Raw genomic sequence first — 14,890 nt, forward strand, 5'->3', positions numbered from 1 at the left:
GTAGTTCTGTATGAACTTAGTTAATCAACCATTAAAATGCAGAGAAAACATTTTTAAGTATATAGTTAATAAATAAGTGTGTTTATGAAGAAAAAGTTGACTTCTGTGCTACTATTTCTTGCATTGAGTGCAGGTGTGGTTTCAGCACAGACCTCGAAGGTTACCGGTAAGGTAATTGGGGAAGATGGAGAGCCGGTGATCGGAGCCTCCATCATCGTAAAAGGAACCACTGTAGGAACAGTGACTGACTTTGATGGAAACTTTATCTTAGATGTGCCTCACGATGGTAAGCAGTTAGTAATCTCTTACATCGGTATGCAATCTCAAGAGGTTGGAGTATCCTCTAAGGTAAACGTCAGATTGATGTCTGATACGCAAGACTTGGACGAGGTGGTTGTAACCGCCATGGGTATCAAACGAGATCGTAAAGCCCTAGGTTATGCTGCACAAGACTTGAAATCGGATGATTTGAATAAGAGTGGTACGACCTCTTTGGCGAATGCCATCCAAGGTAAATTGACAGGTGTGGATATTCGCCAGTCTTCCGGTGCTCCGGGTGCTTCCGCGCAGATCACGATCCGTGGTGCTCGCTCTTTCGACGGCAACAACCAACCGCTGTATGTGATCGATGGTATGCCTATCAATACAGCCGCGGATTTCGATACGGGTGCCTCTGTGTCTGGAGCCAACTATGCGGATCGTAGTATTGACATCAATCCTGAGGATATTGAGACAATCAATGTATTAAAAGGACAGGCAGCTTCCGCCTTATATGGTATCCGTGCATCTAACGGTGTGATCGTAATCACCACGAAACGCGGATCAAACCAGAAGATGGGTCGTCCTCAAGTGACTGTATCTACGAACTTGAGTGCGCAGCGTGTATCTCGTAAGTTCGAACGTCAAGATGTCTATGCGCAAGGTAACGGCATTAGTGCCTACGACCCTACAGCTTCCATGACTTGGGGTCCGAAAATCACCGACTTAGCTAACGACTCCAAATACGGAGGTAATACAGACAATGCTTATACGAAAGCGGACGGCATACATCAAGGTATGTATTACAATCCGAAACGTGCGGCAGCCGGATTAGATGGATGGACTACTCCTCAGATATACGATAATGTAGGCGACTTCTTGGGAACTGGTTTCACAGAGAATACGAACTTCAATATCTCACAGGCGTTGAACGGCGTGAACTACTCTGTCGGTATTAACAACTCCCATCAAAAGGGTATCATTCCTTCTACAGGTATGGATCGTTGGGGCGCCCGCGGTTTGGTAGACTGGAAGATCAATAACGAATGGAAGTCCGGTTTCTCCGCTAATTATTCCTCAAGTAAGATCACGAGTGCCCCGGGCGCAAACTCTGGTATCATGAACGTGGTTTATTCCGCTCCTTCCGAATACGATTTAAAAGGTATTCCGTTCAATGTTCCGGGTGATCCGAGCAATCAGGTCTTGTTCCGTTCGACTAGTTTCAATAACCCCTATTGGTGGGCAGAGAACGATGAGTATCGTCAGCACACCAACCGTGCTTTCGGTAACGCTTACGTAGAATACGAGCCAAAGTTGGGTTGGGGCGATAATATGTCATTACGTTTCCGCGAACAAGCCGGTTTGGATATCTGGACTTCCGACTATGCTGATATCGCCGAGATCGGTTCCGCAGCCAACACGAAAGGACAGGTTGATAACTATGGGTCTCAACACAATGTGTTCAATAATTTGTTCACGGCCAACTTCGACGGTAAGTTTGGAAACGAGGATGAGTGGGGTGTAAATGTCGTATTAGGTAATGAGGTAAATCACGAGAATATCCGAACATGGAGCTATACCGGTACGAATCTTAATTTCTATGGTCTACCCACAATATCTAACGCAACCTCGCTTTCCGCTTATGAGTACGGCCGTCAAGAGCGCACGGTAGGTTTCTTTGGTAGCGCCTCTGTTTCTTGGAGAGACCAGCTGTATCTGACCGTCACCGGACGTAACGATTATGTATCTACCATGCCTCGTGGTAGCCGCAGCTTTTTCTATCCCTCCGTATCACTGGGTTGGGAATTCACAAAGCTTTCTTTCTTGGAGAACAACAGCGTATTGAACTACGGTAAGTTACGCGGATCTTTTGCTCAAGTAGGTCAAGCCGGACAATATTATAAGACTTATTATACCCAGCCTGGGTACGGTGGTGGTTTCTACCAATATACACCGGTTGCTTATCCGTTGCCTAGCGGTGTGTCTTCCTATGCGCCGTCATCAACGTTCTATGATGAGAACTTGAAGCCTCAGAACACGGCCAACTGGGAGGTCGGTACAGATTTGCAATTCTTCGGTGGTCGTATCAAGGCTGAATATACCTATAGCTTGCAGAACGTGACGGATCAGATCTTTGCCGTTCCAGTTGATGCTACTACGGGTTATAGCCAGATGTTGACTAACGCTGGTAAAATGCAAACAAAATCACATGAGTTGTCTTTGAACTTTGCGATCTTGCAAGCTAAGGATTATGACTTGAATCTAGGTATCAACTTCACTCGTATCAGCAATAAGGTCATCGAATTGGCTCCGGGTGTCGAGTCTATCATGTTGGGTGGATTCGTTGAGCCGCAAATACGTGCACAAGCCGGTTGTAATTACCCGAATATCTACGGTAATGCGTTTAAGCGCGATGAAGCCGGTAATCTATTATTGCTGGACGGTCTGCCTCAGGTAAGCGGCGCTATGCAAGACTTGGGTAACTGCGCCCCTGACTTCACCACTGGTTTCACTTTAGGAGGCCGTTACAAACGAGTATCTATCTCTACGACATGGAGTTGGCAGCAGGGTGGTAAGATGTACCACGGTACGAACTTAACGATGAACTATTTCGGTGCGACAAAAGAGTCTTTACCTTACCACGAGGGGACAATGGTTGCCGAGGGTATCGACGAGGCTACCGGCGAGAAGAACACGGTAGAGGTTAGCAAGCAAGACTATTGGATGTCTTATAACGACGTGACCGAGGCTGGTATCTATAGCACCTCGTTCTTGAAACTGCGCGACTTGACCTTGACGTATCAGTTGCCGAAATTTTGCGGCGTAGACCTGTCTGTTTACGGTTTCGCCCGTAACATCCTATTGTGGGCAGAGCTTCCTAACTTTGATCCGGAGTCTTCACAGGGTAATAATAACATGAGTGGTTACTTCGAGCGATTCTCCGTGCCTAATACATCGAGCTTCGGTGGAGGATTAACAGTTACATTCTAAACATTAAAAATTAATCAGTAATAAAGAGTTATGAAGAAAAACATATATATCGCACTGGCAGTGGCGATGATGGGATTTACCGCTTGCTCTGAGGATACGTTCGATTATATCAATAAGGACACCTATCATCCAGCTCCAGAGGTAGTACCTGCCTATTTGCAATTGAGCGAAGCTATCATGAACACCGGCTTCAGTACGGTATCCGGAGATTTGGCATTCTATCTTTCCTCATTGAACGAGCAAAATATCGGAGTAGGTAACAATCAGCTGATGAAAGCTGAGTTACGTAATTCCATTGAGTGGGCAAACTCCTCTACATTTAATAACGTATGGTCTAGCACGTATGGAAATCTACTGAACATCCAACAGATGATAGACAAAGTAGAGAATGGCGTGACTGGCAACGAGGGACACTATGACGTACTAGGTATCGCACAGGTATTGAAAGTAATGGAATTCGGTATTTTAACCGATATGTTCGGCGATATTCCTTATAGCGAGGCCTTGAAAGGGCAAGAATGCCTGCAACCGAAGCTGGATGCACAAAAGGACATATACGCTGACTTGTTGGTTACGTTGGATAAGGCTATCGGTAATTTAGAGACAGCCGTAAGCGAAAAGTTGAACAATGTAAAAGACCAGGACTTGGTGTTTGGCGGTGACATGAATCAATGGTTGGCTAGCGCATATGGTTTGAAAGCACGTTACTTGATTCACCAAACTGCGGTAGATAAGAGCGTATTAGCCTCTGCTGCCTCTGCCGCACAGAAGGCAATCGATCTAGGTTTCACGGGCATGAAGATCAAAGAATTCAATGGTGTGACTTGTGACAATCCTTGGAGCGCTTTCATCTGGAGCCGTAGTTATATCGCTTCTTCTGCTAGAGTAGCAAAAATGATGGAGGCAACTGGCGATCCTCGCTTAAATGCTTATACCGCTAACGGTCAGGCTACGTTGGTTGAGCCGGGTGATGCGGAAGCCGCTAAGGTGATGGATGGTAGCTTAGGTTATCCAACTTGGTACGACTTGGGTTCACAACCAATCCACTTATTGAGCCAATCTGAGATCTATTTCATTCTTGCCGAAGCCCAATTGCGTCAAGGCCAAGATGCTACGGAGGCTTTCCAAGCAGCTGTTACTTCTGCAGTGACAGATATTTTGACAATTATAGGAGAAGATGCTAGTGGTGCTGGTGATTTCGCAGCTTCTCTAGGCAAGCCGACATTGAAACTTCTTTTCGAGCAGAAATATTTGGCTCAGTGCGTGGATGAGCAGGTAGAGACTTACAATGACATCCGTCGTTGCGAGGCTATGGGTGAGCGTCACATTACTTTGACTAATCCGTATAATACGCAGGGCGGTATGAACCGTGTGCCTAAACGTTTACCATACGGTAACGACAGCGTATTGAACAACCCGACAATCGCCGAGGCGTACGGTGACGGTTTCTACGTTTACGACCAACCTGTTTGGTGGGCGGGTGGATCTCGTTAAAAAAAGTAATACCAAAAAAGGGGAAGAATATCTTAATGATATTTTTCTCCTTTCTTATAAATCCACATTCTAGCCGAACTTCAATCGTGTCTCAATCTTCTCAAGATCACGGACAATTGTCATATCCATGATATTACTATATATCTCGGTAGTACGAACGCTTTTATGCCCTAACAACTTTTGTACCGTAGTTATATTCGCTCCATTATATAATAATAAGGTAGCATTTGTATGCCGAGCCGTATGAAAAGATACCTTCTTATCAATACTTGCCAATTGGCTGATTCGGCGTAATTGCTTATTCACGTTTGAATTAGAGGATAAGGGAACACCAAACAGGGTTCTCGGCGCATTCTTATATCGCTCATAGATAGGTAAAGATTTACCCTCGAACAAGAGGAATAGCGGCAAACGGACACTCACATCTGTCTTCACCGATGAATAAACCAGCCAAACCTTATCATCAATAATCAAAAAGTTCTCTTTCGTTATACTTACTATGTCTGAGAAACGTAATCCCGTGTAGCAACTAAATAAAAACATATCCAGACACCGGCGCAATGTACGCTGCCCATCCAGCTTTAAGTTTTCCAAACGACCTAACTCCTCAGGCGTTAAATGAGTACGCTTACTCTCTTGATATTTAATCTTATATTTCCGAAATGGATATTTGTGCAACTCGAACAACTCCTTATTAATCGCCAAGTTGATATATCGTTTCAAATGCTTCATATGTTTAGCGATCGTATTTCGATGATACTCCTGCTTCAATAAGAAATATTCAAAATCGCATAAGAAATTGAAATTAATATCCTTAAACAGAACGTCCTTTTTATATAAGGATAGAACATGCAAAGTGGACAAATGGTTTTTTAATGTCGATTCTTTCAAATTACTATGTAAAATCTCCTCACGCATGAAAACAAGAAAAGAGGAAGACGTAGATGTCGAAGAAGCCTCCTCACGCAGATCCTTCAACGAAAAACCGTTATTCGCTTGTCTCTTCTCCAGCTCATCTCTCTCCAACTCCATAACATAGTTCTGAAGATACAGGTTTAACGCATCCATATTCGGATGATTCTTTATGGAACGTCTCTTGTTGTCCCATTGACAAGGTTTCACATAAACCTTCGTTGAAAAATACCTCTTTTGCCTATTCAAATAGGCCTCTACTTGAATCAAAGCTTTTCCTTCCGCATTCAATTGCTTTTTTCGATTAAACACTAAGTTGTAAATTACTTTTTCCATGATACATTTATATATTATCTGATTGTAAACACGAAGGAACAATAATAAGTTCTTTGTAGCACAATCTACAAACTAAAAGTTTGTTATCACGGATTACCTACTAATAAAAAACCATATATCCAAGTAAATAAAAAGGGCCTACCAAATACATGGCAGGCCTCTCCTACTTTTCGAGATATTAAATCATATCAATAATCTTCACCTTCCCAACCTGTTTTACGGAATCCCTTAACCGTCATCGACTTTCCATTTTGAGTCAAGGTAAATTCAATGGCATCCACTTTTGTATTGGCTTGAGTAGTATAACCATCCACAATTACTTTACCAGAGATATTGAAGGTTACAGTAGAATTTATACCATCATCCGCATGGAGCAGATTAGCGATACCATCCCCATCAAAAGATTTAGAAGTGACATCGCAATGAATCTTGCCACGTACTCCCCAGTCGTTTGTGGCAACACTCATTTTTATCCACATCTTATCCGTGGCATCATCAGTCGTATTGTAAGTATTGCAGGTCACACCTTCCGCCAAGACACCACCATCCTCACCTGTAACATTAACTACCCATTCGCCACATAAAGGGTAAATAGCCGTGTATTCTATCTCGTAATCACCATAAGTCTCACAAGAAGAAAAGGTGACCAACGCCAATAAGATAACCAGTAATTTATTTATCTGTTTCATATTCAAAAAGCTTTTCTGATTAATATACATTTATAACACCCATTTATTTATGCCACCATTGTTTTTCCGCTAACGGAACTACCGCCGGAGTATTAGGGTTATAGTCTGAAGATGACTTCGGATACAATAAACGACGAGGATATTCACCCGGAGCCAACGCAGAACCAATGCAAGGAGTCAACTGCCCCCAAATATATCCTTCCTCATCCACATGCTTTGTCCCTAAAACAGGAATACCGGTACGATTGATATCAAACCATGCGTCCCATGCTTGACAACGAGTGGAAGCGATCCACTTCTGGGTCAAAATAGAGGTAAGCATTGAATTTTGGTCCGTACTATCGAAAGCATAAGGAGCACCTTCCGAAACAAACTCGGCAGCAGAATACCCCCAACGTTCAAACGCATAATTCACACCTTGCTCATAAGCCACTTTCGCTTTAGCCACATCATTCAAACGAGCGTAAGCTTCCGCTTGCAGGAACGCTACCTCAGCAGCAGACATAAAATAAACAGGATCTGTAGGACCTAGCTTAGCCACAGAGATCATACGAGTTGTTACCGCTACCGAGTTTGGGCGGTCACCATACTTCAAAGCTGTTGTCTCGCCGGAGCCATCCGTATTAGGTGAATAAAAATCATTTAAACGAGGATCCTCATATTTTTTCAAATAATCGCAAACCGTAGCGCACGCACGAATATTTACAGTTGAATTCAATTTACGACGGTCATTCTCATACAATGGATTTGATTTATTTTCCAAATCTTGAAAACAGTCCATCTTAGCGTCTACACTCAGCAAATCTCCTTCGTCGAGCAATGCCTTGATAGCAGCTTTATTCGTATCGAAATCACGCATCAACAATTTTAGCTTTAAACTCTTCGCAAATTGAATCCACTTATTCACGTCACCAGCGAACACCAAGTCTTGTTTTGTAACCGAAGGCAAACCACCTGCGGTAGCTTCCGCTTTTTTAGCGATAATCTCGTCCAACATCGCTAATAATCCCGGATAAACCACAGTCTTACTGTCATCATATTTCGGTGTAGTATTCTCATTCCCAAGAATAGCTTCTGTAAAAGGAATAGAGCCATAAGAGTCCACTAGGATATGATACATAAAGGCAGTCATAGTCTTACCCATTACCCAATAATTCCATTCTTGAGCCGATTCAGAGCTTTTGATAACCAAATCCAAGTCTGGCAGTGCTATTGAATAAGGTATAGACCACAAACGAGAATCGGATGCGTTAGTTATCGTATAGTTAACCAATGTATTATACTGGTTGGATGTATGTCCCTGCGTACATTGCTGAGACCACATGCTACCATATAATTCGTAAGTACCACCTACAATACTTGCTACTCCTGCGATACCAGAAGGAAGCAAAGTAGAAGAAGAGGCTTCCGTTGGATATTCCGGATTCTGGTTAATATCCAAATAATCGGAACAAGCTGTAGTCGCCATCAACAAGCAGCTAACCAGTCCTGTATATATTAAATTGTTTCTTTTCATACTATCTTTACTTTTTAAAGTTACTTATTATAATACAACTTTAATACCACCACCAAACGTACGGTTTGTCGGAGCCGCACCAAATTCACCAATTTCAGACAAGATGTCATTACCATAATTCGTACCTTCCGGATCTACGTAGTTGTTCTTTTTCGGGGTCCACATAAATAAATTACGTCCGATCAAACTAACTTGAACCATAGAGAATGGGGTTTGTTTCAACCATGCTTTCGGCAAAGAGTAAGAAAGTGTAATCTCTCTTAATTTCAAGTAATCTTTAGGTAAAATCCAATTTCTATACTGAGCGTAGTTGGAGGCGTTATTATAGTAGGTATTAACAGCGCTAGAAGCACCTCCCCAATGTACGATAGGTATATCATTCTCTACGTATTGACCATTTACGACTTTCACGGAATTAGGAACCACAAATGGTTCACGATTATTAAACACCGTATAAGTAGAGTTTCCGGCAAATGTAAGCAATTGAGAGGTATATGAATAGAACTCACCGCCATTACGCCAATCTAATACCGCTGATAAAGTAATCCCTTTCCATGTGAAATGCGTATTAAAGCCCATCAAGAAATTAGGTGTAGACGTTCCTACGATCTCTTTCTTGCTAGCATCAATTGTCGGCATACCGTTATTATCAACGATCACCTTACCATCATCAGTCGTGGCCAAAGCCGGAACCTTGAAAACGCCCAAAGGCTGACCTACTTCCGCAACGAAATCCACTTGATAGGAACTTGTCAATTTATACTCAGTTACATCATCCCATAACTCTTTCACCTCACTCCAGTTCTTACTGAAAGTAAAACCTAATCCCCACTCGAAATCTTTCGTACGAACAGGAATGCCATTCACTGCCAACTCGACACCTTGATTCGCAATCTTACCTACGTTGCGGGTCATAGACGTATAGCGAGACTCCGGAGCCAGACTAGCAGATATTATCTGATCTTTCGTACTCTTATTATAATAAGCAGCATCAATATCCAAGCGATTGTTAAACAGATGCGTTGTTAAACCGAACTCCCATTCTGTCGTGATCTCCGGACGAAGATCCATACTCGGCAAACGATTATACTCTGTCAAGCCTAATGTATTATTAATAGGTAAATATAAATCTCCAAAACCTAAACTGATTTGAGTCGGTGTAAAATAACTGCTAGTACGGTAAATCGGAGCATCGTTACCAGTCTGTCCCCAAGCTGCACGAACCTTCAAGAAATTCAGATAATCAGATTTCAAATCCTCAAACATATCCGTGATGATCAATGAAGTATTCACGCCACCATAGAAAAAGCTATTATTTCCTTGAGGTAAAGTAGATGACCAGTCGTTACGAATAGAAGCATTCACAAACCAGAAATTCTTGTAACCAAACTCACCTTGAGCGAACAAACCAACCAAACGGCGTCTATCAGAGTAAGTCGTAGTCATGGGCTTATCAACACCATTCGCTAAGTTAAACCATCCCGGTTGCTCCAAACCATACAGATAAGATTTCAAATAAGAACTCGTTTGTTGATTCAAGTTCCATCCAATCATACCATTCAAAGCGATATCCTCACCGATTTTATAATCCGCGTTTAAGAAAGCGGTCGCATCAATTTGCTCCACCTTGTCACGACGTTCCGTATAAGTACCGGGCTGCTGCTTCTTACCACCTAATTCACTCCAAGACCCTGAAGCGAAAGTCACTTTTTCATTCCATCTCTTTTGAGTAGCGTTCGTAAAGTCACCACCTAAACGTCCAACCGCCTTCAAACCTTTCATAATCTCAAAAGCAAGCTCGATCTTACCATAGACACGGTCATCTTGATACTTATTACGATTATGATCTAACACCCAATATGGATTCTCCGCATAAGCTGTATAGAAGTTATCCGTATTAAAATAAGGATTCGTATAATCTTTCATTGAGCTAATATCTACATCCACGGCATGTTGCAAAATCTCAGAAAACATCGTTGCACCATCATCTCCTTGGCCAGCAGCAGCTTGTGTGATATCTTTACGGACATAGTTCAAGTTTAATTCCGCAGAAAAACGTTTATATTTCATATTACCTCTTAACGAGATTGTATTACGAGCATATGAATCAGCGTCACCCGGTAATACACCGTCAGACTTCACATTACCATAGGAGGCAACAAAACCAAGTTTATCATTACCCATACGAATCGAGACGTTATTATTCGTCTCAAAACCAGTTTCATAAAAATCACGAAGATTGTTCTTTACATACGAGAAAGGCTTAGAAAGCGGAGTTAATAAACCTTCTGAGCCGTCTGAGTAAGGTCCCCAGATATGATCACGACCATCCAAAACCGGTCCCCAAGAACCATTCTCCATAGGTCCGAAAGATCCCCATCCTTGTCCGAAACGATCTTGTGTTTGAGGAACACGCAATACGCTAGATCCCATAAATGAGCCATCGTACGTAACAGAAAGCCTCTCAGCCCCAGCCCGTTTTGTTGTCACCATGATAACACCATTAGCAGCCCGGCTACCATAAAGGGCAGTAGCGGAAGCACCCTTCAAGACTGTTACAGACTCAACATCCTCTGGGTTAATGTCATTAGCTTGGTTACCAAAATCCACGGAGTTAGAGAAAGAATCCTCACCTTGGAAATCATTCATAATAGGCACACCATCCACCACATACAAAGGTTGATTAGCACTGAAAGAACTGATACCACGCACGATTACTTTCTGAGAAGAGCCTGTAGCACCACCGCTAGTAATATTCAAACCCGCAACCTTACCAGTCAAACCTGACATCACTGATCCAGACTTAGCGGCATTCAAATCTTCACTCTTCACAGTAGAGGCTGCATAGCCCAACGCCTTTTCCTGCTTTTTCATACCAATCGCAGTTACGACAACCTCCTCAAGATTCTGGGTACCAGACTGAAGGACTACCCTCAACACATCTTGTACCGGAACCTCACGAGCAATCATACCCACATAAGAAATTACCAGAGTCTTCGCGGAACCTATGAATAATAGGTTATTTTTTATTATTACTTAGTTTTCGCGGAACCTTGTCATTGCTTGTGATTATTCAGTAACGCTCAAGAAATAACTTGTTACAATTTTCATGCGATCATTTCTTTGCGGATCGGATTGCGAGAAGGCATTGGCTACTTATGCGTAAATAATTGAAAATAAGCGAATAATAATAACGACTATCGGCTACTCAAGTGAATAACTAACGGCTATACCTAGCCGCTAACTAACAGCTTGGGAAGTGAATAACTAATCACTTGAAAAGCCTTTCCTAGGTCTTTGGGTATTGTAGAACTTATGACTTATATCGGAGCCGTCCTAAGTTATTTTTTAATGCATACCTAATATATATTCCTATTTTTCAAAATGTTAAAAATATGGTTCTTTGTTGATGATCTAAGCTGTAATATTTGGTGTACATATTACGGCATTTAAATTGTGGTTGAAAAAGTCTCCATATTTTCTACCCATTAGCCTTTTCTTGTTGTTTTATTGAAATTTTTTAATTATTTATTTGTTATAATAAATTTATTGTTACATTTGCATTCATACGACCCTTAAAATATAAGTCTTTGAATATCTATTGCGAATATATTATATAAGTTAAACAAAAAAAGAGTGTGTCTATGAACAAGTTGACTTATCTTTTACTTTGCCTAGTTTTAGGCATTGGATTGGCCACAGCTCAGACGAGGAAAGTAACAGGTACTGTTATTTCCGCCGAAGACAGTGAACCGATTATTGGTGCGTCTGTAATAGTCAAGGGTACTACTACAGGTACAGTAACGGATTTTGATGGTGTGTTCAGTTTGGATGTACCAAGTTCCGCGAAGACTCTGGTATTTTCATACGTCGGAATGGTTGCGAAAGAAGCTCCAATCCAAGATGTAATGAAAGTTGTTTTGAATACGGCGGCGACAGAGCTGGATGAAGTTATGGTTGTCGCTTATGGTACGGCGAAAAAATCATCTTTCACGGGATCCGCTAAAGCGGTAAACGCAGAAGATATCGTAGCTGGCTCCAAAGAGTCCTTGGATAAGGCTCTTTCTGGAAAGATGTCCGGTGTTCGCGTAACCTCCAACACTGGTGATCCAGGAGCTCCCGGTGATATCAATATCCGTGGTGTCGGCTCTATCAGCGCAGCCAAGTCTCCTCTATATGTCGTGGATGGCGTGCCTGTAAAATCAGACTCGGATATGGCATACTACGGGAAACAGTCCAGTTTGCTAAGCTCCTTGAACCCTGATGATATTGAGAGCATGACGGTGTTGAAAGATGCCGCAGCAGCTTCCTTGTACGGCTCTCGTGCAGCGAATGGCGTTATCATCATTACGACCAAAGCCGGAAAAAGAGGCAAGACGAAAGTAAGTTACAATGGCGAGGTCGGCTGGAGCAATATGGCTGTAAAACAGTACGAGACAATGAATGCCTCCGAATTGCTCCTGTACGGAAAAGAAGCGATTTCCAATTATTATATCCTAAACGGACTCGCTGGCAACCGTGATCAAGCATACGCCTTGATTGACAAGGAAGGCGACATGGAAGCATTCTTCAACGACCCATCGGGTAACACGGATACCAATTGGCGTGATGAGGTTTACCGTACAGCCTTGACGCATAACCATCAATTATCCGTAAACGGAGGTAACGACCGTACACAATTCTATGTAGGTCTTGGTTATAATAATGCGGAAGGTATCGTAATCGGTAGCGATTTCGAACGTTTCTCCGGTCGTATCAATTTAGATCATCAAGTAAATAATTGGTTGACTATCGGTGTTAAGCAAATGATCGCATTCACTACCCAAAATGGTTTCCGTGATCAGCAAAATCAAGATCAAGGTATCGGTACTGCTTCTCCACTGAGCTTGGTGTACTCCTCAGACCCGACGGCTCCCGTAAAGAATCCGGACGGTACATACAACGCCGACTCAAACTGGGGTGCCGCTTCCAATCCGCATCTAATGTTGGGCAAGGAACAATGGATTAAATCCCGTGTAATGCGTAGTATGTCTAACATTGATTTAGGCGTAAAATTCTCCAAGCAATTATCGTTCAAGACGATTTTTGGTTACGACTATATCGATACGAAACACTTTGAGTATTGGTCTCCCAACAGCGTGGACGGTAAGGCCGTAGGCGGCTTGGGATCTCGCTATACTTACGAGAACCGCAATTTAACAAGTTCTTCCACGTTACGCTACGCTAATACATGGAACGATGTTCATAATTTTGACATCCTAGGTGGTTTCGAGGTAACAGAAGACGAACTGACAGCCATCTATACTACGGCAAAACAATACTCAACCGACAAGTTACCGGAATTAGGAAACGGACAACCAGATGGCGCATCCAGCGAAGTATTTGGCTCCGGAATCGTATCCTACTTGGCTACCGGCAACTATAATTACGACAATAAATACTATCTGTCTGCCAGTTTCCGTCGGGATGGTTCTTCTCGCTTGGGAACCGATAATCGCTGGGCGAATTTCTGGTCCGTATCTGGCGCATGGCGCATCAGTGGCGAGAATTTCCTTAAAGACAATGAATTGTTCTCTGATCTAAAAGTTCGCTTCTCTTACGGTACAAATGGAAACTTGCCGGGCTCATATTACGCGAACCAAGCGTTATATGCGTTCTCTGGTGGTTATGGCCCCTCTTCCGCCATCTATTGGAATCAAGCAGGAAATGAGGAATTAGGTTGGGAGAAGTCCAAAAACATGAATGTGGGTTTTGACTGGAACTTATTCAACCGAGTAAATCTGACAGTAGAATATTACAACAAAACAACGACCGACCTGTTATTCGAGATCCCGACTTCTATCGTCACAGGTTTTGAGAAAAACTGGCAAAACCTTGGTAAGCTACGCAATAGCGGTATCGAGATAGAGGTAAATTCCCAAAACATCAAGAATCAGCACTTCTCATGGGACACGAATTTCAACCTTACATTCCAGAAGGCGACGATCAAGGAATTGCCGAACCATAACGACATCGAATATGGAGACGGCGATATGTATCTGCACCGAGAGGGAGAATCCATGTATACTTTCTATCTGCCGGAATGGAAAGGCGTGAATCCGGATACAGGACTAGGAGAATTCTGGAAAGATCCAAACGATCATAGCAAAGGAGTAGTGAACAAGTACGATGAGGCTGAAAAAGGAATCGTAGGCAAAGCTATTCCCGACGTAACGGGAGGTTTGACAAACACGTTCCGGTTATATGATTTCGATCTTTCATTCTTGATTACCTATCAATTTGGTGGCGATATATTCGATTATCCGAACTACTTCTTCCATCATGACGGATTCCGTTTAGGTTCATTCAACCTAGAAAAGAGCGTAGCGGGTAATTATTGGATGAACCCGGGCGACAACGCCTTATACCCGAAGCCTATCTACCAGAATCCATATCGCTCGGATCGCTTCTCCAGTCGTACCATCGTATCTTCTGACAATATCCGTATGCGTGAAATCACCTTGGGATACAATGTACCGGTATTGAAAAACATATTCAGTAATCTGCGTGTGTACTTCCGTGCGAATAATCCGTTCATGATCTGGGCAAAGACAAAAGGCATCGACCCGGATGTTCCCTTGAATGGTTATCGCCAGGTAGATACCCCGGTCTCTAAAAGCTTTGTCTTTGGTGTAAACATCACATTATAATTTAT

At 42.6% G+C, this 14,890-nt stretch carries 7 protein-coding genes; 3 read left to right on the top strand and 4 right to left on the bottom strand.

Annotated elements, in window-relative coordinates; genetic code table 11:
* Positions 1 to 84: 84 nt before the first annotated feature.
* Positions 85 to 3,249 (top strand): SusC/RagA family TonB-linked outer membrane protein, encoded by a 3,165-nt coding sequence (locus tag DWY79_RS17055; protein ID WP_036610801.1) that lies wholly within the window; start codon positions 85 to 87, stop codon positions 3,247 to 3,249.
* A 30-nt stretch (positions 3,250 to 3,279) separates the two neighbouring features.
* Entirely contained in the window at positions 3,280 to 4,743 is a 1,464-nt protein-coding gene (locus DWY79_RS17060; RefSeq protein WP_036610799.1) for a SusD/RagB family nutrient-binding outer membrane lipoprotein, read from the top strand.
* 69 nt (positions 4,744 to 4,812) lie between these two features.
* On the opposite strand, the gene DWY79_RS17065 is transcribed toward DWY79_RS17060, so the two are convergent.
* The 4 genes from DWY79_RS17065 to DWY79_RS17080 all read right to left on the bottom strand — a co-directional run bounded on the left by DWY79_RS17065 (position 4,813) and on the right by DWY79_RS17080 (position 11,187).
* Entirely contained in the window at positions 4,813 to 5,991 is a 1,179-nt protein-coding gene (locus tag DWY79_RS17065) for a site-specific integrase (protein ID WP_005855634.1), read from the bottom strand.
* Positions 5,992 to 6,179: 188 nt separating this feature from the next.
* Positions 6,180 to 6,680 (bottom strand): lipid-binding protein, encoded by a 501-nt coding sequence (locus tag DWY79_RS17070; RefSeq protein ID WP_008780938.1) that lies wholly within the window; start codon positions 6,678 to 6,680, stop codon positions 6,180 to 6,182.
* A 43-nt stretch (positions 6,681 to 6,723) separates the two neighbouring features.
* Positions 6,724 to 8,196, bottom strand: coding sequence for a SusD/RagB family nutrient-binding outer membrane lipoprotein (locus DWY79_RS17075; RefSeq protein WP_005855630.1), 1,473 nt, complete (start codon positions 8,194 to 8,196; stop codon positions 6,724 to 6,726).
* Positions 8,197 to 8,223: 27 nt separating this feature from the next.
* Positions 8,224 to 11,187, bottom strand: coding sequence for a SusC/RagA family TonB-linked outer membrane protein (locus tag DWY79_RS17080; RefSeq protein ID WP_080707121.1), 2,964 nt, complete (start codon positions 11,185 to 11,187; stop codon positions 8,224 to 8,226).
* Positions 11,188 to 11,840: 653 nt separating this feature from the next.
* Here DWY79_RS17080 and DWY79_RS17085 point away from each other — a divergent pair.
* A complete protein-coding gene (locus DWY79_RS17085) occupies positions 11,841 to 14,885 on the top strand; it encodes a TonB-dependent receptor (protein ID WP_008780936.1) in 3,045 nt (1,014 codons plus the stop codon).
* Positions 14,886 to 14,890: the final 5 nt, after the last annotated feature.

It is taken from the genome of Parabacteroides sp. AF27-14, from assembly GCF_003635425.1.
GTDB classification, from domain to species: domain Bacteria; phylum Bacteroidota; class Bacteroidia; order Bacteroidales; family Tannerellaceae; genus Parabacteroides; species Parabacteroides distasonis.

Coding starts and splice junctions, on each gene's coding strand:
- DWY79_RS17070 (WP_008780938.1), bottom strand. CDS start 6,680: ATGAAACAGATAAATAAATTACTGGTTATCTTATTGGCGTTGGTCACC.
- DWY79_RS17075 (WP_005855630.1), bottom strand. CDS start 8,196: ATGAAAAGAAACAATTTAATATATACAGGACTGGTTAGCTGCTTGTTG.
- DWY79_RS17085 (WP_008780936.1), top strand. CDS start 11,841: ATGAACAAGTTGACTTATCTTTTACTTTGCCTAGTTTTAGGCATTGGA.
- DWY79_RS17060 (WP_036610799.1), top strand. CDS start 3,280: ATGAAGAAAAACATATATATCGCACTGGCAGTGGCGATGATGGGATTT.
- DWY79_RS17065 (WP_005855634.1), bottom strand. CDS start 5,991: ATGGAAAAAGTAATTTACAACTTAGTGTTTAATCGAAAAAAGCAATTG.
- DWY79_RS17055 (WP_036610801.1), top strand. CDS start 85: ATGAAGAAAAAGTTGACTTCTGTGCTACTATTTCTTGCATTGAGTGCA.